The 24457-nt window shown below is 39.2% G+C and carries 22 protein-coding genes and 1 tRNA gene; 18 read left to right on the top strand and 5 right to left on the bottom strand.

From position 1 onward, the window contains the following. Window positions 1–41: 41 nt before the first annotated feature. The gene (gloB, locus tag ACPEH5_RS06335; protein ID WP_042846888.1) at window positions 42–794 is read right to left on the bottom strand and encodes a hydroxyacylglutathione hydrolase; all 753 of its coding nucleotides are present in this window, start codon (window positions 792–794) and stop codon (window positions 42–44) included. A gap of 33 nt (window positions 795–827) precedes the next feature. Here gloB and ACPEH5_RS06330 point away from each other — a divergent pair, with 33 nt between their 5' ends. Then, on the top strand, window positions 828–1562 hold the full coding sequence (locus ACPEH5_RS06330) for a class I SAM-dependent methyltransferase (RefSeq protein ID WP_042846887.1): 735 nt from the start codon (window positions 828–830) through the stop codon (window positions 1560–1562). Here ACPEH5_RS06330 and rnhA read toward each other — a convergent pair. Further along, window positions 1559–2029, bottom strand: coding sequence for a ribonuclease HI (gene rnhA, locus ACPEH5_RS06325; protein WP_042846886.1), 471 nt, complete (start codon window positions 2027–2029; stop codon window positions 1559–1561). The two genes, ACPEH5_RS06330 and rnhA, sit on opposite strands and share 4 nt — an antisense overlap. Window positions 2030–2083: 54 nt before the next feature. Between rnhA and dnaQ the strand changes: the two genes are divergently transcribed. The 12 genes from dnaQ to fbaA all read left to right on the top strand — a co-directional run bounded on the left by dnaQ (window position 2084) and on the right by fbaA (window position 17304). After that, window positions 2084–2845 (top strand): DNA polymerase III subunit epsilon, encoded by a 762-nt coding sequence (dnaQ, locus tag ACPEH5_RS06320; protein WP_042846885.1) that lies wholly within the window; start codon window positions 2084–2086, stop codon window positions 2843–2845. 152 nt (window positions 2846–2997) lie between these two features. Next, window positions 2998–3074 (top strand) — tRNA-Asp (locus tag ACPEH5_RS06315). Window positions 3075–4091: 1017 nt separating this feature from the next. Next, entirely contained in the window at window positions 4092–4412 is a 321-nt protein-coding gene (locus ACPEH5_RS06310; RefSeq protein WP_042846884.1) for a helix-turn-helix domain-containing protein, read from the top strand. Window positions 4413–4543: 131 nt separating this feature from the next. Further along, a complete protein-coding gene (ecpA, locus tag ACPEH5_RS06305) occupies window positions 4544–5149 on the top strand; it encodes a common pilus major fimbrillin subunit EcpA (protein WP_042846883.1) in 606 nt (201 codons plus the stop codon). A gap of 91 nt (window positions 5150–5240) precedes the next feature. Beyond that, window positions 5241–5924: a hypothetical protein gene (locus tag ACPEH5_RS06300; RefSeq protein WP_048608337.1), complete on the top strand. Its 684-nt coding sequence runs from the start codon at window positions 5241–5243 to the stop codon at window positions 5922–5924. A gap of 18 nt (window positions 5925–5942) precedes the next feature. Next, window positions 5943–8441 (top strand): TcfC E-set like domain-containing protein, encoded by a 2499-nt coding sequence (locus tag ACPEH5_RS06295; protein ID WP_166685883.1) that lies wholly within the window; start codon window positions 5943–5945, stop codon window positions 8439–8441. A gap of 7 nt (window positions 8442–8448) precedes the next feature. Continuing rightward, window positions 8449–10065, top strand: a complete 1617-nt coding sequence (locus ACPEH5_RS06290) for a fimbrial protein (RefSeq protein ID WP_226619090.1) — start codon at window positions 8449–8451, stop codon at window positions 10063–10065. A gap of 34 nt (window positions 10066–10099) precedes the next feature. Beyond that, window positions 10100–10789, top strand: a complete 690-nt coding sequence (locus ACPEH5_RS06285; RefSeq protein ID WP_131680453.1) for a fimbrial protein — start codon at window positions 10100–10102, stop codon at window positions 10787–10789. A 603-nt stretch (window positions 10790–11392) separates the two neighbouring features. Further along, the gene (tkt, locus tag ACPEH5_RS06280; protein ID WP_042846880.1) at window positions 11393–13387 is read left to right on the top strand and encodes a transketolase; all 1995 of its coding nucleotides are present in this window, start codon (window positions 11393–11395) and stop codon (window positions 13385–13387) included. 491 nt (window positions 13388–13878) lie between these two features. After that, window positions 13879–14907, top strand: coding sequence for an erythrose-4-phosphate dehydrogenase (gene epd / locus ACPEH5_RS06275; RefSeq protein WP_042846879.1), 1029 nt, complete (start codon window positions 13879–13881; stop codon window positions 14905–14907). Window positions 14908–15003: 96 nt separating this feature from the next. Further along, a complete protein-coding gene (gene pgk / locus ACPEH5_RS06270) occupies window positions 15004–16167 on the top strand; it encodes a phosphoglycerate kinase (RefSeq protein ID WP_048608323.1) in 1164 nt (387 codons plus the stop codon). A 60-nt stretch (window positions 16168–16227) separates the two neighbouring features. After that, on the top strand, window positions 16228–17304 hold the full coding sequence (gene fbaA, locus ACPEH5_RS06265) for a class II fructose-bisphosphate aldolase (RefSeq protein ID WP_042846877.1): 1077 nt from the start codon (window positions 16228–16230) through the stop codon (window positions 17302–17304). 64 nt (window positions 17305–17368) lie between these two features. Here the strand turns inward: fbaA and ACPEH5_RS06260 are convergent, their stop codons facing one another. Continuing rightward, window positions 17369–18244, bottom strand: coding sequence for a LysR family transcriptional regulator (locus ACPEH5_RS06260; RefSeq protein WP_129466851.1), 876 nt, complete (start codon window positions 18242–18244; stop codon window positions 17369–17371). Window positions 18245–18525: 281 nt separating this feature from the next. Between ACPEH5_RS06260 and ACPEH5_RS06255 the strand changes: the two genes are divergently transcribed. Beyond that, complete coding sequence (locus ACPEH5_RS06255) at window positions 18526–19746, top strand: sodium/glutamate symporter (protein ID WP_048608321.1); 1221 nt, start codon at window positions 18526–18528, stop codon at window positions 19744–19746. 38 nt (window positions 19747–19784) lie between these two features. Next, on the top strand, window positions 19785–20750 hold the full coding sequence (locus ACPEH5_RS06250) for an agmatinase (protein WP_048608319.1): 966 nt from the start codon (window positions 19785–19787) through the stop codon (window positions 20748–20750). Window positions 20751–20801: 51 nt separating this feature from the next. On the opposite strand, the gene ACPEH5_RS06245 is transcribed toward ACPEH5_RS06250, so the two are convergent. Next, window positions 20802–21170, bottom strand: a complete 369-nt coding sequence (locus tag ACPEH5_RS06245; RefSeq protein ID WP_131680454.1) for a DUF4440 domain-containing protein — start codon at window positions 21168–21170, stop codon at window positions 20802–20804. A 2-nt stretch (window positions 21171–21172) separates the two neighbouring features. Further along, complete coding sequence (locus tag ACPEH5_RS06240) at window positions 21173–22027, bottom strand: LysR family transcriptional regulator (RefSeq protein WP_048608316.1); 855 nt, start codon at window positions 22025–22027, stop codon at window positions 21173–21175. 83 nt (window positions 22028–22110) lie between these two features. Between ACPEH5_RS06240 and ACPEH5_RS06235 the strand changes: the two genes are divergently transcribed. The 3 genes from ACPEH5_RS06235 to ACPEH5_RS06225 are packed head-to-tail and all read left to right on the top strand — an operon-like array spanning window position 22111 to window position 24445. Beyond that, on the top strand, window positions 22111–22797 hold the full coding sequence (locus ACPEH5_RS06235) for an ankyrin repeat domain-containing protein (RefSeq protein ID WP_131680455.1): 687 nt from the start codon (window positions 22111–22113) through the stop codon (window positions 22795–22797). Further along, the gene (locus ACPEH5_RS06230) at window positions 22797–23261 is read left to right on the top strand and encodes a nucleoside deaminase (protein ID WP_048608315.1); all 465 of its coding nucleotides are present in this window, start codon (window positions 22797–22799) and stop codon (window positions 23259–23261) included. The genes ACPEH5_RS06235 and ACPEH5_RS06230 overlap by 1 nt, the downstream gene beginning before the upstream one ends. After that, a complete protein-coding gene (locus tag ACPEH5_RS06225) occupies window positions 23261–24445 on the top strand; it encodes a cyanate transporter (protein WP_042846865.1) in 1185 nt (394 codons plus the stop codon). Before ACPEH5_RS06230 ends, ACPEH5_RS06225 begins: the two co-directional genes overlap by 1 nt. The last annotated feature ends 12 nt before the right edge of the window (window positions 24446–24457 follow it).

Here is a 24457-nt window from a genome sequence, read left to right as displayed (position 1 = left end):
CAATAATACTTATCCCACCCCATGATGACAATCATTAAACTTTAAAATTGATCTTTTAATTGACGTAAAAGGGTAAAAACTGCTCTCAAAGGGGGATTTTGCATATTAATTTCGAGTTTTTTTTGTAATTGTTGATTGTCGCATTGCAAGAAAATATTTATTTTCTTCTCATCTTTCAATAGGGTAGGAACTGTTGCTTGATGTTTGTCACGCATTTGCGTTATTTTTTGTAAATATTGTGTAATCGCTTCATTTTCAGGCCAGATATGGTGAGCAAATTTAAGGTTCGACAAGGTATATTCATGGGCGCAGCATATTAATGTTTCGTCTGGGAGCGCTGCAATTTTTTGAATAGATTGCCACATTTGTTCTGGTGTACCTTCAAAAATACGCCCACAACCAGCTGAAAATAAAGTATCACCGCAAAACAAATAAGGCGCTTGGTAAAAACCAATATGCCCAAGGGTATGCCCAGATAAAGCAATTACTTGGAATTTAAATTGGTTAATAATGACAGTATCACCTTCTTCGACTAATTCTGTTGCACCTTTATTTTCAGTTTCTTTAGGTCCAAAAACAGGTAGCGATGTAAATTTGTTTAAAATGCCTTTTACACCACCGGTATGGTCATTATGGTGGTGAGTTAAGAGGATAGCGACTGGCGTTAAATGTTGTGCGGTAATTATTTCGAGCACAGGCTCTGCCTCCGCAGGGTCAACAATGATACACTGCTGGTTATCAGCTAAAACCCAAATGTAGTTATCATTTAAAGCTGGGACTCGAATTAACTCCATAACGACCTCGATACTTGTTAATAGGGGAATTTCATGAAGCCTGCACGTATTGATAAAAAGCTCCAAATGCCCGTTAGTTGGTGTGATATTCCTTTTGGAGAGCAATATCGGCAGTCTATAGAAAACCAATTAAGGCCTTGGTGGCCAAAGATATTTGGTTTTCATCTCCTTAAGTTAGGCCATTTAAGTACTGAAATCCAGACCCAAGAGTGCCTAATTTCTCATCAGTTCAATGTTGGGAATAATGACCCGCGGTTTAATCTTATTGCTCAACCGGGGGCGTTGCCCTTTACTGAGAAATCAATTGATGCATGCTTAATGGCTCATTGTTTAGCCTATGATAGCGACCCACATTGGCTTCTAAGGGAGGTCGACCGTGTATTAATTGATGATGGGTGGCTAGTTATTTCAGGGTTTAACCCCTTTAGCTTAGCAGGGTTAGCAAAGTTAGTACCTGTTCTACGTAAACGGCAACCTTATTGTAGCCGGTTTTTTCCTGCTTTAAGGGTATTTGATTGGCTAAGTTTATTAAACTATGAAGTTTTATATCATCGTAATTGTCATGTTATCCCTTGGATGAATTCACACAGACGGATTAATAAACATGGCGGTGGTATAGGGGTACTAAGTGTTATTGTGGCGCGAAAACGGACTTATCCGCTCACGCCAACGCCGTTAAAATTTAAGCAGCCGAAAGTTAAAATAGGCACGGCTTTAGGTGCGGCAAAAGAGCTGAGTGAACGCACTAAAGTTAACCATAATCGTTAATCTTGTGCAGGTTGGTAGCCGGTATCTTCTTTGGTTGGAGATGACGCCGCCGCGCGAGCAAGCTCATCGCATTTTTCGTTTTCTGGGTGACCTGCGTGTCCTTTAACCCAGCGCCAGTCGATAGTGTGACGTTGGATAGCTTCATCGAGGCGCTTCCATAAGTCTACATTGACAACGGGAGACTTATCCGCTTTACGCCATTGTCTGCGTTTCCAACCGTGGATCCATTGGGTGATCCCTTGGCGGACGTACTGGCTGTCAGTGGTTAATATGATATCACAAGGCCGTTTCAGTGATTCTAGGGCGACAATAGCCGCAAGTAGTTCCATCCGGTTATTTGTGGTTAAAAAATACCCATCACTCAACGTTTTTTCATGCTGTTGATAACGTAGAACAACACCATATCCCCCCGGGCCAGGGTTACCCAAACAGGAACCGTCCGTGAAAATTTCTACCTGCTTTGTCATTTCTGTTACACTCTATATTATTCGTTCCTTTCTAGTTTGACACAAAAAAACATTATGAGCACGGTGATAACCAGACAAATTGTTCTTGATACTGAAACAACCGGTATGAATAAACTCGGTGTTCATTATGAAGGGCACAATATAATTGAGATTGGTGCAGTTGAAGTGATTAACCGCCGACTCACAGGGCGTAATTTTCATGTGTACATTAAACCCGATCGCTTAGTGGACCCTGAAGCATTTGAAGTGCATGGGATCAGCGATGAGTTTTTGCAAGATAAGCCCGTTTTTGCAGATATTGCGGATGAATTTATTGAATTTATTCGTGGCGCTGAATTAGTCATTCATAATGCCCCCTTCGATATCGGGTTTATGGATCATGAATTTCGTAAGCTCAATAAAGGTATTCCACCAACGGCTGACTTTTGTACGATCACGGACAGCTTGGTTTTAGCTCGTCGCCTTTTCCCCGGAAAGAGAAACAACTTAGATGCATTGTGCGATCGTTATCTAATTGATAACACTAAGCGTACTTTACACGGGGCATTGCTCGATGCGGAGATTTTATCTGACGTCTATTTAGCAATGACGGGTGGGCAAACATCGTTGTCATTTTCGATGGAGTCTGAGTCTGCCGATAATGAGCAAGCCAATGAAATACAAAGAATTGAACGACCGACAACAGGCTTGAAAGTACTCTATGCTTCCGATGAAGAGGTCATTGCCCACGAAGCGCGATTAGACATTGTCGATAAGAAAGGGGGAAAACCTTGTCTTTGGCGGCAGTCTTCTGATGAGGCTGAAAATTTACATTGATATATAGAATGTATTGGTACAAATGATGGCATGCAAATTAAGTGTGCTATTTAAGGCTAAAAACTGCTCAACTGCGCGATTTCCCAAGAAAAAGTATTGACGGGGCTGCAAAGTATTCGTAATATGCTTGGCGTTCCCAGAAGGGAACATCCGGAGCGGTAGTTCAGTTGGTTAGAATACCTGCCTGTCACGCAGGGGGTCGCGGGTTCGAGTCCCGTCCGTTCCGCCAAATATTAAAGCCCTGAGTTTTTAACTCGGGGCTTTTTTTTTGTCTCATCATCTCATCTTGTCAAAATAGTTTTATTTCATTATCAGTTGCTTAACCATCTGTATATTAGACTAAAAAAGTTTAATTTTAGACCTTTGTTCAATCGGATGGAGAGCTGTCACTATGAACTGCGCTGTATCATTGAAAGGCTGAATGACTAAATAGATAACAATCAGTTTATTAATAAGAGCTGTTTTTTAGCAAATGGTTACCTATTTTGTGGTAGGTTAATCAATTTTTTTACTGAAACTATTTTATTTGGTTATTAATTTAATGGGCTAAAATAGGTCGATTTTTATGCTGTATTTGGCGAATTGAGGGGGTGTACTTTTTATATCATTGATGAATTGTTTCGGTTACGATTGTTATTCTAGTTATTATTTTATTTTTTAAATTCTTCAAAAGAGTAAAATTAACTGAATACATTTTTGATTTACATCAATAAATATATCATACTCGATCTTAACGCTAAATAATGATCTCTTCGTAGAGATAAATCCTTAATACTCATATTATGTGTTATTGTAATAATTTATTTATACATTACATGCCAAATTGTAACAAAATGAAAAATAGTATTAATTTAAATGTCCATTAAATATATTATGTTTTAATTAAAATAATTTTTGCAACTTATTTTACTAATATAAAAAACAATATTTTCACATCAAAAAATAATTTACTTATCACATAGTTACTTATCATTTTTCTACTCTGACTACGTGTTTTATCTGGTGATAAAACTGAAATGTGGTTCATAAAAAACACCTAAATAGAGTTAATCTATTGATTTACTAACATTGATAGGTTTAAACATTTTTACACGTTTTTTAATCAATTTATATTATTAAGCATAAATTAATAGTCAGAGAATTATTATCAAATAATTTATCCTATTAAATATAAATATATTAATGATTATCATTTATTGAATGATTTTACTTGAATTTTGTCATCGGGAAAATTTTGGAAATGCTTATGGAAGTAAATAACTTAAGTTATTATGCGGGGGTTTTTTTACGAAAGTCCAGAAAAGAAAAAAATCTAACGGGAAAGCAACTAGCAAAGTTAATGCATGTCAGCCAGCAACAAATTTCACGCTATGAAACTGGAAAAACATCTTTGACCATAGATCAACTAAGTCAACTTTTGAATATACTCGATAAAAATTGGGTTGAACTAATAATGTTTGTTCAAAATGAACATGACTTTGATATAAAAATGGCTAAGGAAGAATCTAATAAAAAAAATTACTTGTTAAGTAATTACTTAATGGATAATTTTTTAAATAAAAAATAATAATAAAAATATTTTTTAATTACATTTTTAGTGGTCAAGATTATATTTTATAAAAAACACAACTAAAAGTGTTTTTTATACTATGTAATTTTTATTTGGTATGTATTTAATTTTAATTAGAGAGAATAACAATGTTTAATAAAAGAATATCGTCTGTACTATTATCTGGGATTATTGCTGCTTCTTTTGCTACTGTTGCGAATGCGGATACGCGCACTGCACAAGCGACCGCAACATGGCAAGCAACCGCAATTAAAGATACAACAAGTATGTTAGTTGTTACTCCGTTAAAAAGCCTGACATTTAATTATGCCGAAGGCCAACAAAGTTTTAATCAGCAAAATGGGGCATTTGATGTTGCTATTCAAGGGCAGTCAGGTGCTACAGATTTTAAATTAACCTCAAAAGTGATTGCTAATACATTATCAAGAACTACTGATAACTCCACATTAAAAGTGGGTGTTAAATGGAATGGAACTGACTTAGATACGGCAACGGAGACAACTTTAATTGATGTTGCTGGTGGTTTAACGTCTGGTTTAGATAATTTAGCTGCTGATGGTGTTTATAATGGTTCTGACCGCGCAACAGACCGTGGTGAATTTACATTCGTTATTGCAAGTGCAGAATCTGCAGGTGCGGCAGCTGAATTTAAAGATCTTGCTGATGGCGTTTGGGATGGTGATGTAAAAGTTCAATTTACTGCAAATTGGGAAGGAACTTTTGTTACACCATAAGTTATTTCATTAATTAAATAACAAATCCTTTATTACGATAAAGATAATATAAGGAAATAGTATCTTTATCGTCTTTTATTTGAGTTTTATTATGAAAAAAACAATTCTTGCGCTCATTTTATTATCAATTATTCCACTGAAAAATAGTTTGGCTGTTAATGTTGGGAATATAACAGAAATTATTTCTTCTGAAGAAAACACCTTGTCAAAGGAAATTGAAAATACGGTCGATGCAGCAAGGTTGGTAAATTTAAGCATTGAAAAAATAGATTCTCCTTTAGAGAATGGAAAAGTTATTCCCGTTAATGACCCTAATGAGATATTGTCAACACCAGCGAATATTATTCTTCCGGGCAAAGCAAGAGACATATTTAAAATTATTTATAATGGTCCTAAAGATGATCAAGAACGTTACTACCGATTAAATTGGAAAGATGACCCAATAAGTGAAAGCGGAATAACGAAAAGTTCAAAATCAGCCTCTGCAACAACATCAGCGACGATAAGCACGATACTTGTTGTCGCTCCTAGGGTGGAAAACTTTCGATATCAATATGAAAAGTACCAAGTTGCTAATTTAGGAAATACTTCTTTCCGTGTTGTTGCATCTGGCCCTTGCTTAACAGAAAAAATAACTTTTGGAATTGAAGGTATATGTCGAGAGCGTTATTACTTGATGCCAAACTTGGCAGTGAAACTTCAATTAGTCAATGTAAATAATAAAAAAACAAGTATTGGTATTTGGCACAAAGGGAATTTCATTGTTGTCAAATAGCAGGGTTAGGGCTTAATTATGCATAAAAGTATTATTACGTTATCAATAATAAGCTTTATTTTTTCAAATGCTATTTATGCTAGGGACATAAAGCGTATTAAAGTTGGAGGGTATATTATTCCTCCTGCTTTTGTTATTGCGTTGGAAGAAGGTATGTCTGTCCCTGTATTTTTACGTCTAAATAGCGATATAGAGAAGAATCAAAGTGAAGATAAGATAGCAGATGCTATTATAGTTGTAGAACAAGGAAAGATTAAGCTTGCGAACATTCATTTAGTTGATGCTAGTCAAGGACCAAAATTAAACCAATTATTAATTGAAAAATTAGAAAGTAAGAAAGAGTCATTCTTCAATGAGACAAATAATATTGAAGTTGATAAAAATGCATGGTTACAACTCGATGTATCCTCATTTAATCTATCTTTAGATGTGGATAGTGATGCATTTGCTCCTCAGGAAAAAATACGCCAATTTTCTCTTGGAAATTCGTCTGTTGATGCTTTCTCTTCCGTTGTTAATTATGACTTCGGTATTTTTCAGAGTCAGATAAAAAAAGGTAAAAATTCATCTAGTAGTTATTTTAATTTAGATACCCTATTTGCGATCGCAGAGCATCATATCAATATTAATGCTTCGGCGTACAGTATTGGAAAGTCAAACTCTAATACTGAGCTCTATCGAGCAATGTATGAGCGTGATTTTAATGGGTTACGCTTCGCTCTTGGGTTAATGAGTACATGGAACTTACAGTCTATCGCTAGTTTAACAACGTTAAATAGCAGCAAAATTTATGCGGTTTCAGTTGGTAATAATGCTTCGAGTGTCGTGGTCAATTCAAAATATTCGTTAACCCCTATTTACGTCTTTTTGAATAGTCCTGGTGAAGCTCGTATATATCGCGATGGAAAATTATTAAACATTCAAAATTTCCCAATGGGAAGCTTTGAAGTAGACACCAGTATTCTACCATTTGGTATCTATGACGTTACTATTGAAACGGTTGTGGATGGCAAGATTGTGACAACTCAACATCAAACTATTAATAAATCTTTCGGGGGAAGAGGTGTCAATTTTGACAAACTCAACTGGGAGATTTACGGGGGATATGTTGATTTTGATAAGAAGCGTTATGTGAGAGGGAAATACACTCAACGTGAGCCGCTCAAGCAAAGTTATTTATTCGGGGTTTCTGCAGCAAAAAGTTTCCCTGTCTTATCTGGGGTTAACATTCAGATGTCTAATTACGGCTATGATGATTTTTTGATTAATGAAAGTAGCATTAACCTTTCTTTAAATCAGTATATCTCATTGTCTTGGCAGGGGATGTTTGAGAATCATGGTAGTCATCGGAATATTGCTACCCTATCGTCAAGTATTCCTGATGGTTACGGTTCTATTTGGGCATCAAAAGAAAAAGCGGTAGTAAAAGGCGAATTACCTATCTATGACTCAAATAGCTACTCTTACGGTGCAACATTAAATATTGATAAAGTCTTTGAGCGAGCAGGGTCATTTACCATTAGTCGTACAACAGATAAACGTATTGGCGGTGATTCTATCAACTATGAGTATGCAAATACGCTATTTTCAGGCCGCTATGGTACGGTTGGCTTAAGAACAGGCGTACAGCGTTACCACTATGATGACCAAAAAAGTATGAATGAAAAATTTATTAGCCTTGATTTTTCATTACCTTTATCAACATGGTTAAGCACTGGGCTTTCATCAAGTAATGGCAACATGAAAGCAAATATTTATGCTAATAAAAATTTTGAAAATTCGGCAATTACGAATATAGGCGGCTCAGTTTCTAAGTTGGTTAGAGATAAAAATAATGGGGAGTCTGATTTCTCAACCATGGGTTACGCCTCTTATGAAACTAAATATAACTCGGGCATGGTGACTATTAACCGACCTGACAGCAATAGAATAAATGGTAATTTTACCTCAAGAGGTGCTGTTGCATATAGCAATGGAACAGTTATGCCGAGCGGTCAACAAGGGAAGTCGGGTGTTATTATCCATTCGGATATACATGGCGCGGGGAGTATGACAGCTCGTGTTAATGGGCAAAGTTATCCAATTAGTGGTACGAACACATTTATCCCATTATCACCTTATTCTGATTATGACATTCAATTAATGAATGACGCTAAGTCTAAAGATAGTTTTGATATTGTTTCTGGACGAAATAAATCTGTCACTTTATACCCTGGAAATATCGCTTTTTATAAACCAGAGGTCAGGCAATTAGTCACGGTATTTGGTCGCCTTAAATCCCCTGATGGTGAGTTTATAAAATATGCATCAATCCGCAATCATATTGGCCGAACAAAAACAGATCATAATGGCGAATTTTCGATGGATGTCGATATTCGTTACCCCGTTATTTCTCTTTTACAAGAAGATGAGCAAACAATTTGCGAAGCTGATTTGAATTTAGAGGGAGCCAGAGGGGCGTTATGGTTAGGTGATGTAACCTGTGATCCACAGAAAACCGTCGCATTAAGACAATGAGAATTTTATGATAAATAAAATAATGTATACATTACTTCCGGTGTTAGCATTGCTTAGTGGCTTTTATAGTTCCTCAGTCATAGCGGTAGCTCTCAGTAACTCTTATGTTTTTATTGAAAATGGAGTAGATGATGAATACTTCGTTACTCCCAGATCATTAGACCCTCGATTTACAGGAGCGAATAAGTTTTCCCGTTATTCAGCTAAATCACAGGAGAGCTTAGGTTATATGGGGTATACCAATACTGCCATTAGAGCAAACCAAAATGTAGATATTTGGTTTGAAAACTCCCCCATCGACAGCCCGTTTATTGGTAACCGCTGTATGCGTAATTACTGTCATCGTGATAGCGGTTATTGGCCAGCTCAATATATTGGAAAAAACGGTGCATATAAGATAGTGCAATCTGACACCTTAGGTGAAGGCATTTATGCTCGTGGTATATTTAGTGAGTCGACTTACCAATATTTTCAGAAACTCCCTGTTGGTGCGGTTGAGACATATAGTTATCGTGCCTGCATGACAAATATTGATTATGACCCTTCTAAGGGCGAGACTTGCCAAGGAGTCGGTGGAAAGATTATTGCTTCCCATGAATTTACGATGACGAAGTCAGGGCATATAAAGTTGAGCTCAACAGGTGCGATGCAAGAGGTTTATATTGATAGCAATGGTAATCCAAGTTTGGGGCCAGGGGCTCAATTTTGCCGGATTGGCATTGTTGCTAATGTGAATGGCTTGATATGCCAAGTTGTTAAGCATGAGACATCAGGGGATATTTTTGCAAATATCTTATTGAGTTTAAAAGTTAACTCAACGTTAATTCCATTTACGCCAGCGGGTGCATCAATAAAAATTGGTCCTGATGATGGGTCAAATATTTGGCGGAATTATAATTCTACTTACGCAGCAAGCACTTATTTCAAAACTTCGAATGATTCCGTATCTATCTTTTTTTCCAATACGTTTTTTAAGCAGTTAATTACGAACAACGTCGATTTTACTAATAGCCAGGATTTCTTTACTTTTTCATTTACTAACCCAGCTGCAGCGCCACAATCGGGATATTATGAATTTACCCCCTCAAATCAGTTAGTGATTAAGCCTCGTGACTATAGTATCAGTATTGTTCCTTCTGATTTTATTCCAAATCCGTCAAAAACAGGTAAAGTTGGAGCCAATGAACCTGCAATTGAGTTTAATTATATTGTAACAACAAGTGGTCCAAGGCAGGCCGACTCAATTACCGCTAGAGTAGAGGGGCCTACGGTTAATGTGAGTGGGCAAGCTTACTGCTTATTTAGTTCGGATGATGATAAGTTCCATGTCCCTTTTCCAGCTTACCTTTCGTTTAAGAACGCATCGGGAGTTGAGGAGTCTTATCGTTCAAGTTGCGATGGCACGGAAGTCTCTATGGATAATGCATTATGGACGGAAACTCCATGGGATATTCCCAATCAAGATTTAGGCTCTTTTTATCGTACCAACTTAGATTTACGGTTCCCAATGAATGATTCAAACTCTTTGTTTACGTTAGATGGTATTGATTGGCTAGGAACGGTATCGGCAAGTGGAACTGTGGTTGTAAAAGCAACTTGGACTGGACCAGATGTACATTTGTAATATTAAGTCGATGCTCCTGTCCGCTAATATAATAATGAAAGTACGTAGAAAACAATTATTCAGTAGCTTGTTGTTACTATTGCTTTTATTTTGTGGAAAGGCATATGCGCTTTATTTGAGTTCGGATATTTCTTCATTAGAACCTAATAATAGTTTTTTTTCAAAACCGTATGTTAATGATACGAAAAAGGTAAATTTATATACTTTTAGTGCTTATCAAATTGATAAACCAAACGAAAAAGAACAAGGAAACGCGATTAAGGATGGGGAAATTATTTTCACTCCATTGAAAAAAGTCCTACTACCAGGAGAACAGGAATATTTTAAAATTTTTTATCGTGGTCAAGAAGATAATAAAGAACGTTATTATAAGATTGTGATTAGTGAAACAGCCCTTGATGTTCAAAGTGATAACAGGCAAAACCGACAATCTTTATTTTATCCAACAGTCAGTTTGGAAACTTACTTTGTGGTAAGGCCTAAAAATATTGATTTTAAATATGAAATAAATAGTGATAGCGGCGTATTGAAAAATACAGGAAATACTTATTTTCGTGTATTGATTCATCAAAGCTGTGAGGTTGATGAAAATGAGGTGCCATTAATGCTGTATCTACTACCTCAGCAAGAGTTTCGTGATAGTAGTATGAAAAAGAAAAGCCGTAAGTATATCGTTATTTTTAATAAATATTATTCAATTGGTAACTGCGAAGGGGCTAAGTAGAGTAAGAAAGCCACTCATCAAGCGGGCTATTTTTCAGTATGGGCCAATGATAAGCCAGAGATTAGCCAGTCTCTGGCTTTTTTCTTATGATTTGAAATATAACCCCTTTTGGAGCCAACCTTGCTTAGGTTTACACTCGGAAGCAGTCGGTAGTTTTTCATACTTTTTTTGCCTAAAACTTTGCCTATTATCACTATTGTGGCAGCTAAATGCTTAAGATGGATAAATCACCTTGATCCCAGACCGTGAACTCAGGTTTAATAAGACTAGTCAATTGCGCAAAAATGTAAGCCCTAAGGGATATTTTGCGCAATGGAATGGATTCAGCTTTGCAGCAGTTTAATTTTTTTCGATCTGCTGCCATGAACATAGCAAATATTGCGGTATGAATGGAATTACGTTACTTTCAATCACTCTGCTCATAATATTCAAGTTGTCATGTGTAAGCTCTTGTGGCTAATGGTATCAGTTAAAAGACTGAAAAAGTTGTTATGCATTGATAAACTGAATGGTTGGTGTGTAGGTGTTAATAGAAGTAGAAGTATTTATATCGCGTTGTAAAAATTGGTTTAAGTACGTTTTTATCCTACCTGGAGTATACTGATGACGACTCGTAAAACCCTTGCTAATGCTATCCGCTTTCTAAGTATGGATGCGGTTCAAAAAGCAAAATCAGGGCATCCTGGCGCGCCAATGGGCATGGCTGATATTGCTGAAGTGCTGTGGCGTGACCATATGAATCATAACCCAGCAGACCCACACTGGGCGAACCGTGACCGCTTTGTATTATCCAATGGTCATGGCTCTATGTTAATTTATAGCTTGTTGCATCTTGCAGGTTATGATTTACCTATTGAAGAGTTAAAAAACTTCCGCCAATTACATTCTAAAACACCGGGTCACCCTGAATATGGTTATACTCCAGGTGTTGAAACTACGACAGGTCCTTTAGGGCAAGGCATTGCAAATGCAGTCGGTTTTGCTATCGCAGAGCGCACATTAGCAGCGCAATTCAACCGTCCTAGCCATGATATTGTTGATCACCATACTTATGTTTTCATGGGTGATGGCTGTATGATGGAAGGTATCTCTCATGAAGCCTGTTCTTTAGCGGGTACTCTCAAATTAAATAAACTGATCGCTTTTTATGACGACAACGGCATCTCGATTGATGGTGAAGTTGAAGGTTGGTTTACTGATGATACAGCAGCACGTTTCGAATCTTATGGCTGGCATGTGATCCGTGATATTGATGGTCACGATGCAGCGCAAATCAATGCGGCTGTTAATGAAGCGAAAAACCAAACAGACAAACCAACGCTGATTATGTGCAAAACCATTATTGGTTTTGGTTCGCCAAATAAAGCGGGTTCTGAGTCTGTCCATGGTGCACCTTTGGGTGATGCAGAAATTGCAGCAACACGTGAAGCATTAGGTTGGAACTACGGCCCATTCGAAATCCCTAAAGATATTTATGAAGCTTGGGACGCGCGTGTTGCAGGTAAAGAAAAACAAAGCGCATGGGATAAAAAATTCGCAGCGTATACCGCTCAGTTCCCTGAGTTAGCGGCTGAGTTTACTCGTCGTATGAACGGTGAATTACCAGCAAACTTTGATGTTGAAGCGAAACAGTTTGTTGAAAACCTACAACAAAACCCAGCGAACATTGCAAGCCGTAAAGCATCACAAAATGCTTTAGAAGCGTTTGGTAAAGTATTACCTGAATTTATGGGTGGGTCTGCGGACTTAGCGCCAAGTAACTTGACCATGTGGTCAGGTTCGAAAGCATTGAATGTTGACCTTGCAGGTAACTACATTCATTACGGTGTACGCGAATTTGGTATGTCAGCTATCATGAATGGTATTGCATTACATGGTGGTTTCATCCCTTACGGTGCAACATTCCTGATGTTTGTTGAATACGCACGTAATGCTGTTCGTATGGCCGCGTTAATGAAAATTCGCAGCATCTTCGTTTATACACATGATTCTATTGGTCTGGGGGAAGACGGTCCAACTCACCAACCAGTTGAACAGTTAGCTAGCCTGCGCGTTACTCCAAACCTCAGCACATGGCGTCCTTGTGACCAAGTTGAATCTGCGGTTGCATGGAAATATGCCATTGAGCGTAAAGATGGCCCAAGCGCACTGATTTTCTCTCGTCAGAATTTAGAGCAACAGCCACGTACTGCTGAGCAACTAGCGAATATCGAGAAAGGTGCTTACATCCTGAAAGATTGCGCGGGCACTCCTGAGCTAATCTTTATTGCGACAGGTTCTGAAGTGGAATTAGCGGTTAAAGCGGCAGAACAACTGTCAGCAGAAGGCCGTAAAGTTCGTGTTGTATCCATGCCTTCTACCGATGCATTCGATAAACAAGATGCGGCTTACCGTGAAGCGGTATTACCTGCAAATGTTAGCGCACGTGTTGCTATTGAAGCTGGTATTGCCGATTACTGGTTCAAATATACAGGCTTAAATGGCGCCATCATCGGTATGCATTCTTTTGGTGAGTCTGCACCGGCTGAAGAGCTATTCAAAGAGTTTGGCATTACCGTAGAAAAAGCGGTTGAAGCGGCTAAGTCTTTATTGAAATAAAAATGTTAAGGAATTAGCAGGGGTTTACGGCTAATTCCGGTTATGTGACTTAACAACGCCTGACGATGAGTTGGGCGTTGTTTTTTTGTGCATGAATATCTGCTTTTCTATTGCGTTCTGTAAATATATCCCTTAATCTAACTCTAGATAAGCTGAAGCGTTTCAGTTGAGTGGCGTAGAATGAAAATTTTTTCAAAAAATGTCGGTTGTAGCACATTTTTGATGTTTGACTGTTAAAATGAGCAGTAGAGTTAATGTGAGTCAGTTATCCTTATGGCCTGCTGAAGTTCTCTGGTTATTTTAGTGACTCACTTCAGGTTTGAATGTAGTAAGTGCTTATGTTTTATACTAAATAGTTAGCAGCTAATGACTTCAAATCACAGGTTTAAATATCATGACTAAAGTCTGTTTACGGGGTAAGTTGAAAATAAACTCACATGCGTCAGCAGTCTTTAGCAACCGTATGATTTTGCTTATATACAAGGTACGCAATGGCTATCAGGGTAGCAATTAATGGCTTTGGCCGAATCGGTCGCAGTGTATTACGGGCGTTATATGAAACTAGCCGCCGAGCCGAAGTTCAAGTTATCGCAATTAATGAACTCGCTGAACCGGAAGGGGTTGCGCACTTGCTAAAGTATGACTCTAGTCATGGGCGGTTTGCGTGGGATGTAAGGCTTAGCGGTGAACTTTTACAGGTTGGTGATGACAACATTCGCTTATTTCACCAAGCCGATATTGGTGAGCTACCTTGGAAAGAATTAGGCATTGATATCGTTCTTGATTGTAGTGGGGTTTATGGCTCGCGGGATGATGGCTTGCAACATTTAACCGCAGGGGCAAAAAAAGTATTATTTTCACACCCCGGTACGGATGACCTTGATGCCACGATCGTGTATGGGGTTAATCATGAAAGCTTAACGGCAAGCGATAACATTGTTTCTAACGCGTCTTGTACGACAAATTGCATTATCCCGATTATCAAATTACTGGATGACAGCTTTGGCATTGAATCGGGCACTGTGACCACTATCCACGCCTCCATGAATGACCAACCCGTTATCGATGCTTATCATAAAGATTTACGCAGAACACGTGCGGCAAGCCAGTCGATTATTCCAGTTGACACCAAATTAGCTGCGGGGATTACCCGTATTTTCCCTAAATTTAAAGATCACTTTGAAGCGATTTCCGTCCGTGTACCCACGACCAATGTGACAGCGATTGATTTGAGTGTTACCGTACATGACGATGTTTGCGTCGAAAAAGTGAACCAACTATTGCGAAGCGCTGCACAAGGGCATTTTCGTGGTATAGTGGACTACACAGAATTACCGCTCGTGTCGATGGATTTTAATCATGACCCGCACAGTGCTATCATTGATGGTACGCAAACGCGAGTTAGCGGAAAACATTTAATTAAAACCCTGGTTTGGTGTGATAACGAATGGGGGTTTGCTAACCGGATGCTAGATACTACACTAGCGATGGCAGCCGTCGGTTTCGGCGAACAGGTTTAAACTAATTGGCTACTGACAGACAACGGACACTATCCTAGATAGCTTCCGCGCAGTAGTTAATAGCAACTTTATAGAGAATCAACAAGAGGATTCACCATGTCTGTAATTAAGATGACCGATTTAGACTTAGCGGGTAAACGTGTTTTCATCCGTTCTGACTTAAACGTCCCTGTAAAAGATGGCAAAGTTACTTCTGATGCACGTATTCGTGCTTCATTACCAACCATTGAAGCTGCTCTTAAACAAGGCGCTAAAGTCATGGTCACTTCTCACCTTGGTCGCCCGACCGAAGGCGAGTACAACGAAGAGTTTTCACTGCAACCTGTTGTTGACTATCTGGCCGACAAAATTGATTACCCTGTTCGTTTAGTTAAAGACTACTTAAACGGCGTCGAAATCGCAGATGGCGAATTAGTTGTTCTGGAAAACGTTCGCTTTAATAAAGGCGAGAAAAAAGACGATGAAACGCTATCAAAACAATATGCAGCACTATGTGATGTATATGTCATGGATGCATTTGGTACGGCTCACCGTGCGCAAGCGTCAACTCATGGCGTTGCAAAATTCTCTCCAGTTGCTTGTGCGGGTCCACTGTTAAGCAATGAACTGGAAGCGCTGGGTAAAGCGTTGGATAACCCTGCACGTCCAATGGTGGCGATTGTGGGTGGCTCTAAAGTATCCACTAAACTGACAGTATTAGATTCTCTGTCTAAAATTGCTGACCAACTGATTGTAGGTGGGGGGATTGCAAATACCTTCATCGCAGCTGAAGGGAACAATGTTGGTCGCTCTTTGTATGAAGATGATTTAATCCCAGAAGCGAAAAAATTACTGGCTAACTGCCAAATTCCAGTGCCGACTGATGTCCGTGTTGCAACCGAGTTTTCAGAAACCGCAGAAGCAACATTAAAATCAAGCACTGAAATTAAAGATGACGAGCAAATTCTGGATTTAGGTGATAAGTCAGCAGAGCGTTTGGCCGAAATCCTCAAAAATGCAAAAACCATTTTATGGAATGGCCCTGTTGGCGTGTTTGAGTTCCCTAATTTCCGCAAAGGAACTGAAATTGTGGCGAGAGCAATCGCAGATAGCGACGCATTCTCTATCGCAGGAGGTGGTGACACCTTAGCAGCTATCGATTTATTCGGTATCGCTGACAAAATTTCATATATCTCTACGGGCGGTGGTGCTTTCCTTGAGTTCGTTGAAGGTAAGAAACTCCCTGCCGTTGTGATGCTAGAAGAACGAGCTAAATCGTAATTAATTTTTTCATACACAACAGGCAGCGTAGGCTGCCTGTTCACCACAGGACCTTTTCACATGTCTAAAATTTTTGATTTTGTTAAACCGGGTGTTATCACGGGTGATGATGTACAGAAAGTTTTCGCAGTTGCCAAAGAAAATAACTTTGCATTGCCAGCAGTGAACTGTGTTGGTACTGATTCAATTAATGCGGTACTTGAAGCAGCAGCAAAAGTACGTGCACCAGTTATCGTTCAGTTTTCAAATGGTGGTGCTGCATTTATCGCAGGTAAAGGCCTGAAAGCAGAAGGGCAACAAGCAGCAATTTTAGGTGCAATCTCAGGTGCTTATCACGTACATCAAATGGCAGAACATTACGGTGTCCCAGTTATTCTGCATACTGACCACTGCGCACGTAAATTACTGCCATGGATTGACGGTTTACTGGATGCAGGTGAAAAACACTATGCGAAAACAGGAAAACCACTGTTTTCTTCCCATATGATTGACTTATCAGAAGAATCTTTAGAAGAAAACATTGAAATCTGTTCTAAATACTTAGCGCGTATGGCTAAAATCGATATGACTCTGGAAATCGAATTAGGCTGTACTGGCGGTGAAGAAGACGGTGTTGATAACACTGGTATGGATAGCTCAGAACTGTATACTCAACCAGAAGATGTTGCATACGCCTATGAGAAACTGAGCGCAATTAGCCCTCGTTTCACTATTGCGGCTTCATTTGGTAACGTCCATGGTGTTTATAAACCAGGTAACGTACAGTTAACGCCAAAAATTCTGCGTAATTCACAAGACTATGTTTCTGAGAAATATAACCTGCCACACAACAGTTTAGATTTCGTATTCCATGGCGGTTCAGGTTCAAGCGCTGAAGAAATCAAAGAAGCTGTAGGCTACGGTGTGATCAAAATGAACATCGATACTGATACCCAATGGGCTACTTGGGATGGTATCTTACAGTACTACAAAAAGAACGAAGGCTATTTACAAGGTCAGTTAGGTAACCCTGAGGGTGCTGATAAACCTAACAAAAAATACTATGACCCACGTGTATGGCTGCGTAAAGCACAAGATTCAATGGTTGTTCGTTTAGAGCAGGCATTTAAAGAATTAAACTGTATTGATGTTCTATAATTAATACTGATTTAATTTTTAATAAACCCCCGGTAAGGTGACTTATTGGGGGTTTTTTATTTGTTTAATCAAGTTGTTCACCTGAATGTGAGAGTAATTTTAAAAATAATGACTCACTTTGTGTGAGGGGTTTGCTGGCTTCAGTGATAGCACAAATTCGGTTATGAAAAACGGGAGAGTGTTCCACTTCTATAAGGGAATGGCGAAAATTAATTTGAGATGCGTAATTTTCAGGCAATATTCCGACATAGTGACCTGATGCAATAAAGGTTGCGACAGCTTCAAGCCCCGCAGCTTCAGGGCCTTTATTAAATTCACCTGAAGCTAGAATACTTTCTGTGAATGGGTGAGGGCGGTAGACTAATGCTAGATTGTGCTTATTTGGAGCGCTTTTAGCCGAAATATACAGCTTATGTTTTTCAATAAATAAAAATTGGTAATTAAAACGGCTATTTTCATGATATTGCCCCCTAATACCAATATGAATAGTTCTATCACTAAGTGCTCGGTTTAATTGGTTATGGTTGAGTATAATCAGCTCTAATTTAACGTTGGGAGCCGCTTGGGTGAATTGAGAAATGGTGGATGAAAGGTGGCAAAGTGGGTCAATCAAGATATGTTCGATAACACCAATCACAAGTGTCCCAGATAAAACTCCATGTAACTCATCTACTTCTGTCTTAATATTATCCAAAGCTGTCAAGGCCATGTTAGCTTTTTCAATCACTAACAAACCCGATTCTGTGAGTTTAAAGCCTGCGGGGCCCCTTTCACAGAGCTGTACTCCTAATTTATCTTCAATTTCACGGATGTGACGGCTTATTGAGGCTTTAGACATACTGAGTTTTTTCTCTGCGATAGAAAAGCCCCCTGCCTCAGCAACGGAAATAAAAACCCGCAATGATTTTAAATCTTTTTCAGTTAATTTTTTATTATGCATATTTATACCTATTACGTGAAATCAATCACTAATTGTTAATTTAACTTACTTTCTATTGAGACACAAATAACATAATTGATATGTTTTTATTTTAATTTTTAAAATTATTTTTTATTTCAGAAAAGGTTTCATTTTATGAAACCATAGGATCAAAAATATCACTTTTATTCTTAGCAGATATGTATATCTTAAAGTTGTAGTTGTTAATAAATTATTACCAAAGTGGCGCCACAAAATAATAATTAATCCAAATATATATAAATACAAAAGGATTCTAATTTATGGTCACAGATGAAATGTTAACAATAAAACTGGATATGATTACATTTACAGCATTAGGGGCCTTATTATTAATTGCGAGCAATGTAATTATAAAAAAGTTTCCATTTTTTATGAAGTATTCGATTCCTAGCCCTGTTATTGGCGGGTTTATATTTTCCGTCATTATGTGGTTAGCATACCAATTTAATATTGTAGAACTAAGTTTTGATAATACATTATATGATTTATCTATGTATGTGTTTTTCGTCACTATCGGTTTGATGACGGGGGTTAAATTACTTGTTAGTGGCGGTAAGATATTATTATTGTATATGGTTATTTGTTGGGGGCTAGCGTTCGCCCAAAATGGTGTTAGCCTTGGCTTATCTTATGTTTTAGATATCGAACCATTAATTGCGATGATGGCGGGCCAAGCCTCCATGCAAGGTGGCCACGGTATGGCGGCTTCTCTGGCTCCTCTTATCGAATCTTTTGGTTACGACCAAGCACTGAATGTCGGACTCGCCGCTTCAACATTTGGGCTGATCGCCGGCTCAATATTAGGTGGGCCAGTAGGAAACTGGTTGATAAAAAGAAATAACTTAAAAATTGAAACCGATCATATTGATTTGGATGACTTAACTGAAAAGGAAAGTAAGGAAGATAAGGTCACGCCTCAGCAGTGTATCGTCACAGGGGCCGTTATTTTATCAATACTTGCTATTGGTATGCCAACAGCTAAATGGATCAGTGAAGCTACAGGGTTTACTATTCCAGGACATATTTTTAGTTTATTTGTTGGTGTTATTTTCCATTCATTTAATGAAAGAAAACCAATTATCAAAATATCGCGTAGTACAGTGGTATTAATTTCAACAATATCGTTAGAAATGTTTTTAGTTATGGCGATGATGAAATTAAAGCTTTGGGAACTTTACGAATTAGCATTGCCATTAACCATAATATTAATCACTCAGGTTATTGCAACAGTGCTCGTTGCTATATTTATTGTTTATCGTGCATTAGGGCGAAATTATGATGCTGCTGTCATGTCTGCAGGGTTTATTGGTCATGGGTTAGGTGCGACACCAAATGGGTTAGTCGTAATGGATGCAATTTGTAATAAATATGGGCTGTTTTCGCGAAAAGCCTTCATCATTATCCCTATTGCCGGAACGGTATTAACAGATATTGTCGGAGTTCCATTATTTGTCTTTTTAGCCAATACATTTGGCAGCTAATTAAGAAATAAAAATAAATTTAATAAGGATTATGTTATATGAAAAAATTAACGACACCTCCTCATGTTGGTCATAAAACATTTTTATATTCAGAGCTTGTGACTGACTTGACCAATATTGAAGCGGATATTGCCATACTAGGGATGCCATTTAGCTCAGCTTACAGTGCCCATGCTTTTACCAATGATCAGTCGAGGGCTCCACAATATCTACGTGATATGAGTGATAGGATTGTGAGACACCCAGATCATTATGATTTTGATATTGACGGGCCATTATTACAAGGGCGGGAAGACATCAAATTTGTCGACTGCGGTGATGTCATCCCTGACTTATCAAAACCATTGGGAGAGCATCACCAACGAGCAGCACAAGCTATTCGGCAATTATTAAGAGCAAATGCACTACCGATTGTTTTAGGTGGAGACCATGGAATTACCACGCCTATTTTGCAAGGTTTTGACGAGGTAGGCCCTGTTACTTTGGTTCATATTGATGCTCATTTAGATTGGCGCGAAGAGGTTAATGGGGTAGATACTGGCCTGTCGAGCCCTATTCGTCGCGCATCTGAAATGAAACATATTGGTGAAATATTCCAAATTGGTTTGCGTGCTCAAGGAAGTGGTCGTCCCGCAGATTACCAAGCTGCCAAAGACCATGGAGCCCATGTTATTCCTGCCTACGAATTGCATGAAGTAGGGATGCAGGCAATTTTAGACCGTATTCCAGATAACTCAAATTACTATATCAGTATTGATGCTGATGGTATCGACCCAAGCATTATGCCGGGGGTTGATGGCCCTGCACCGGGCGGAGTGACTTACTTACAAGCGCGTAGCTTAATTCACGGCTTAGTGAAAAAAGGCCGAGTTGTGGGGATGGATATCGTCGAAATCACCCCAGCTAAGGATATACCCTCGAAATTAACAGGGGTGACCGCGGGGCGTTTTGTCGTGAATTTAATTGGCGCATCGATTCGAGCAGGGTATTTTGATAAGAAATAACTCAACGAACTAATATCGTACTCATCATAAAGTGGGAGATATTTTCCCACTTTATTGACCGCCCGTCGGCGTCCCTTGATGAAACCTTAATTGCCATTGGTTTTTTGAGTTTTTCAGCCAAATAGATGAGCGATGGGTTAACTTTATTTTAATATTTTGTTGTCGCTCAAAACTGGTATAGGTCATTAGCAGCGTATTATCACTCAATAACGTGCAATGATAATCTTCTGAATAAATTGTTTTAGGCTGTTCATCAACAAGTACGGATAAAGTATTGGTCTTATTTGTCGTCCCCCCTGAGCGTCCAAATTCAAAAAAATCCTCATGTAGCACCTCACGAAGGAAATTAATATTCTGCCGGTTAGCTGAAAGATGTAGCTTTTTTTCTACATCAATTAATTTATTAAATAATGCATCCATAGCTAGCGCTCCCCTAATTGTTGAGCCAGTTTTTCGGCTAATTGATTAATTATATCGGAGGTATTAGTGTGAAAATGCATGGCGATTTCCATTTCTTGAGCAACAGGAAAACCTTCTTCTTCTGTTAAAACCCGATGTTGCGGGAGTTTCGCACGTAGAGGTAATAAACTAACGCCTAACCCATCAGCAATAGCGCTCTGGATACCAGCAAGGCTGGAACAGGTATAGGTAATGTGCCAAGGGCGTTGTTCACTATCCAATAGTTTAAACATATCATTGCGGTATAGGCCATTTTCAGGGAAAACCACCAGTGGCACGGAGTCAATATTTAACCGTTTTGCTTGGCTGCTGGTTAACCAACATAAAGGCTCTGGCCAGTGATAGTCGCTTTTAAACTCGCCTTTTTTTTGCTTAACAATGATCAAATCCAGTTCACCATGTTGGTAACGTTGGTGTAATTGGCGGCTTAATCCACTAGTGACTTCTAAGCGCACATTCGGGTTTGCCTGCATAAAAGCAGCTAAAGTGGGAGTGACTTGCCCTGATGCTAAATCTTCAGGGAAACCTAGCCGAATAGTTTGGATGACGGCATTACCTGTTATTTTCATAAAGAAAGTATCATTTAGGGCTAAAATATTTTTAGCGTAGCTAAGTAGGATCTCCCCTGTTTCTGTGAGTGTGAGTATTCGATGCCCACGTATAAATAAAGGGTGCTCCACAAGTGCCTCTAAACGTTGTATTTGTTGACTTAATGTTGACTGAGTCGAATTTAGGTGCTGTGAAGCAACAGTAAAATTCCCTGTTTCAGCAACCGTTACAAAGGTTTTTAATAATACAAAGTTGAGTAGTGGATTCATTTTTTTAATACCTATCATTAAGTTATTTAATTTTTAAATAGCATATTTTTTGAGTAGATTAAAGGGCTTATAGGAGATAAATCATGAAAATAACTTTTTTATCTATTAAGTGGTTGGTTTCTTTACTGGGTATTTTGGCTATTTCTTTGATATTTATGGTGAAAGGGATGGCAAATCCACAACAGAGTCCACTTGTCGCACTTGCGGAGCAAGGCGACCTTCATCAGTTGCAATCTTTGGTCGAACAGGGGGCTGATATTGAACAGCGAGATCTGCGTCAGCGTACACCATTGATGGCAGCAACACATAAAAACCAAATTGCAGTTGCTCGTTACCTGATTGAACAAGGTGCAAATGTGAATGCACGGGATGCAATGCAAGATTCCCCTTATTTATATGCAGGTGCCCGCGGCTTGCAGGAGATTTTGTTATTAACCTTACAAAATGGGGCTGATTTAACGAGTACCAACCGTTATGGTGGTACGGCGCTGATCCCAGCGGCAGAGCGGGGGCATGTGCAGACAGTTAAGACGTTGATTGACGCTGGTGTGGATGTTAACCATGTTAATCGCCTAGGATGGACTGCTCTAATTGAAGCTATTATTTTGGGTGATGGTAGTGATAAGTACGCGCAGATTGTGACACTATTGATTAACGGTGGCGCGGATGTCAATTTAGCGGATAGTACGGGTGCATCGCCGTTGACGCTGGCAAAAAGTAAAGGGTATCGTAACCTTATTGAAATTCTTGAAAAATCAGGAGCTAAATAATGTCAGATAGGCAATTTTTACAGCAAGCTATCACTTTAGCGGCAGAAAATGTACGGGCTGGTGGTCGCCCATTTGGTGCTGTCGTGGTGTGTGACGGGCAAGTGGTGGCGACTGGTGTGAACCAAATGCTTGAATTAAGTGACCCAACAGCACACGCTGAATTGATGGCTTTGCGACAAGCAGGGAAAACATTGAACCGCGTTAAACTGGAAGATTGTGTGGTCTATGCCAGTGGGCAACCTTGTCCTATGTGCCTTGCCGCTATGCGAATGGCAGGGGTTAGCCGGGTTGTGTACGCTTATTCAAACCAAGATGCAGAGCCCTTTGGGCTTTCAACAGAAGGGATTGCCAAGGCTTTGCGGGTTGAACCTGAACACCAATCCGGTTTGCGTTTTGAACAGTTGAAACCTGATAATGACGCTTGTTCTTCACTGTATCAGTTATGGTCGGAACAACAGAAATAATGGGTAAAACAGCCTCATCCTCTTTTGCCTTGATACTCACTATTGTGTTAGTGGGGGTCAATTTACGGCCATTCATGACCGGCCCAGGGCCCGTTATTGATAGTATTATGCAAACGACAGGGATGAGCTATCAAAGTATTTCTTTGCTCACTTTATTACCTATGTTGTTGATGGGCATTGGCGCATTAATTGTACCTATCTTAAATCAACAGTTAGGAGAACGGTTAGGGATTAGTGCAGCGATGTTATTGCTGCTCGTTGGCTCATTAGGGCGCTATTTTGTAGAGGATGGCACCTCTTTACTGTTCACGGCCTTTTTATGTGGTGTAGGGGCGGCGTACATTCAGTCGGTATTTCCGGGGCTTATCAAAGCTAACTTCCCACAAAAAATGGCGATGATGACAGGGCTGTATTCTGCAACCTTAATGGCTGGTGGTGCGATCGGGGCGCAATTAACGCCACTATTAGAAAATGCAACGGGGCATTGGCAAACGGCTTTAGCTTGGCTTGCATTCCCTGCGCTGTTGGCTTTGGTTGCTGTTTTTCTGAACATTCGTACGGCTCGTACGCCAAAAGCCGAGCAGGTTTCTTTATGGCGCTTTTTACGTAAACCCAGAGCTTGGTTGTTAATGGCTGGGTTTGGGCTTATCAACGCAGGCTATGGCACTGTGGTGACTTGGTTGGCGCCATTTTTCCAACAACAAGGGATCAGTGCTGCACAAAGCGGTTCTTTTGTTGCCATATTAACGGTGTTTCAAGCGTTATCTGCATTGATGATCCCTGTACTGGCTTCACATAATATTGATCGGCGATTTTGGCTAATGGTAACGCTTAGTAGCCAAGCAATTGGATTTTTAGGGTTAATGTTATTCGCGAATGCTTTCCCGTTGTTATGGGTTGCTTTGCTCGGCCTAGGGCTTGGTGGGTGTTTTGCACTGAGTATTATCACTGCATTAGACCATATATCGCACCCTGTTAGTGCTGGAGCTCTTACGTCTTTAATGCAAGCGGGGGGCTTTATTATTGCCGCATTTGGCCCGCTATGTGCAGCTTGGTTACACCAAGTCAGCCATAATTTTACATGGGTGTGGGCAATGCATATTGCATTTGTATTAGTGACATTGTTGCTTTATTTACGTTTAAACCCTAAAAATTACAGTAAGATTTTTGCATTGAAACCATAAAAAGGACTTTTA

The organism is Providencia sp. NPDC089933, assembly GCF_049545585.1.
GTDB lineage: Bacteria > Pseudomonadota > Gammaproteobacteria > Enterobacterales > Enterobacteriaceae > Providencia > Providencia huashanensis.
This window is presented reverse-complemented; position numbering and strand designations above follow the sequence as displayed.

What these genes read in the sequence shown, in the direction of transcription:
- gloB (WP_042846888.1), bottom strand. Translation starts at nt 794, where the DNA reads ATGGAGTTAATTCGAGTCCCAGCTTTAAATGATAACTACATTTGGGTT.
- ACPEH5_RS06330 (WP_042846887.1), top strand. Translation starts at nt 828, where the DNA reads ATGAAGCCTGCACGTATTGATAAAAAGCTCCAAATGCCCGTTAGTTGG.
- rnhA (WP_042846886.1), bottom strand. Translation starts at nt 2,029, where the DNA reads ATGACAAAGCAGGTAGAAATTTTCACGGACGGTTCCTGTTTGGGTAAC.
- dnaQ (WP_042846885.1), top strand. Translation starts at nt 2,084, where the DNA reads ATGAGCACGGTGATAACCAGACAAATTGTTCTTGATACTGAAACAACC.
- ACPEH5_RS06310 (WP_042846884.1), top strand. Translation starts at nt 4,092, where the DNA reads ATGGAAGTAAATAACTTAAGTTATTATGCGGGGGTTTTTTTACGAAAG.
- ecpA (WP_042846883.1), top strand. Translation starts at nt 4,544, where the DNA reads ATGTTTAATAAAAGAATATCGTCTGTACTATTATCTGGGATTATTGCT.
- ACPEH5_RS06300 (WP_048608337.1), top strand. Translation starts at nt 5,241, where the DNA reads ATGAAAAAAACAATTCTTGCGCTCATTTTATTATCAATTATTCCACTG.
- ACPEH5_RS06295 (WP_166685883.1), top strand. Translation starts at nt 5,943, where the DNA reads ATGCATAAAAGTATTATTACGTTATCAATAATAAGCTTTATTTTTTCA.
- ACPEH5_RS06290 (WP_226619090.1), top strand. Translation starts at nt 8,449, where the DNA reads ATGATAAATAAAATAATGTATACATTACTTCCGGTGTTAGCATTGCTT.
- ACPEH5_RS06285 (WP_131680453.1), top strand. Translation starts at nt 10,100, where the DNA reads ATGAAAGTACGTAGAAAACAATTATTCAGTAGCTTGTTGTTACTATTG.
- tkt (WP_042846880.1), top strand. Translation starts at nt 11,393, where the DNA reads ATGACGACTCGTAAAACCCTTGCTAATGCTATCCGCTTTCTAAGTATG.
- epd (WP_042846879.1), top strand. Translation starts at nt 13,879, where the DNA reads ATGGCTATCAGGGTAGCAATTAATGGCTTTGGCCGAATCGGTCGCAGT.
- pgk (WP_048608323.1), top strand. Translation starts at nt 15,004, where the DNA reads ATGTCTGTAATTAAGATGACCGATTTAGACTTAGCGGGTAAACGTGTT.
- fbaA (WP_042846877.1), top strand. Translation starts at nt 16,228, where the DNA reads ATGTCTAAAATTTTTGATTTTGTTAAACCGGGTGTTATCACGGGTGAT.
- ACPEH5_RS06260 (WP_129466851.1), bottom strand. Translation starts at nt 18,244, where the DNA reads ATGCATAATAAAAAATTAACTGAAAAAGATTTAAAATCATTGCGGGTT.
- ACPEH5_RS06255 (WP_048608321.1), top strand. Translation starts at nt 18,526, where the DNA reads ATGGTCACAGATGAAATGTTAACAATAAAACTGGATATGATTACATTT.
- ACPEH5_RS06250 (WP_048608319.1), top strand. Translation starts at nt 19,785, where the DNA reads ATGAAAAAATTAACGACACCTCCTCATGTTGGTCATAAAACATTTTTA.
- ACPEH5_RS06245 (WP_131680454.1), bottom strand. Translation starts at nt 21,170, where the DNA reads ATGGATGCATTATTTAATAAATTAATTGATGTAGAAAAAAAGCTACAT.
- ACPEH5_RS06240 (WP_048608316.1), bottom strand. Translation starts at nt 22,027, where the DNA reads ATGAATCCACTACTCAACTTTGTATTATTAAAAACCTTTGTAACGGTT.
- ACPEH5_RS06235 (WP_131680455.1), top strand. Translation starts at nt 22,111, where the DNA reads ATGAAAATAACTTTTTTATCTATTAAGTGGTTGGTTTCTTTACTGGGT.
- ACPEH5_RS06230 (WP_048608315.1), top strand. Translation starts at nt 22,797, where the DNA reads ATGTCAGATAGGCAATTTTTACAGCAAGCTATCACTTTAGCGGCAGAA.
- ACPEH5_RS06225 (WP_042846865.1), top strand. Translation starts at nt 23,261, where the DNA reads ATGGGTAAAACAGCCTCATCCTCTTTTGCCTTGATACTCACTATTGTG.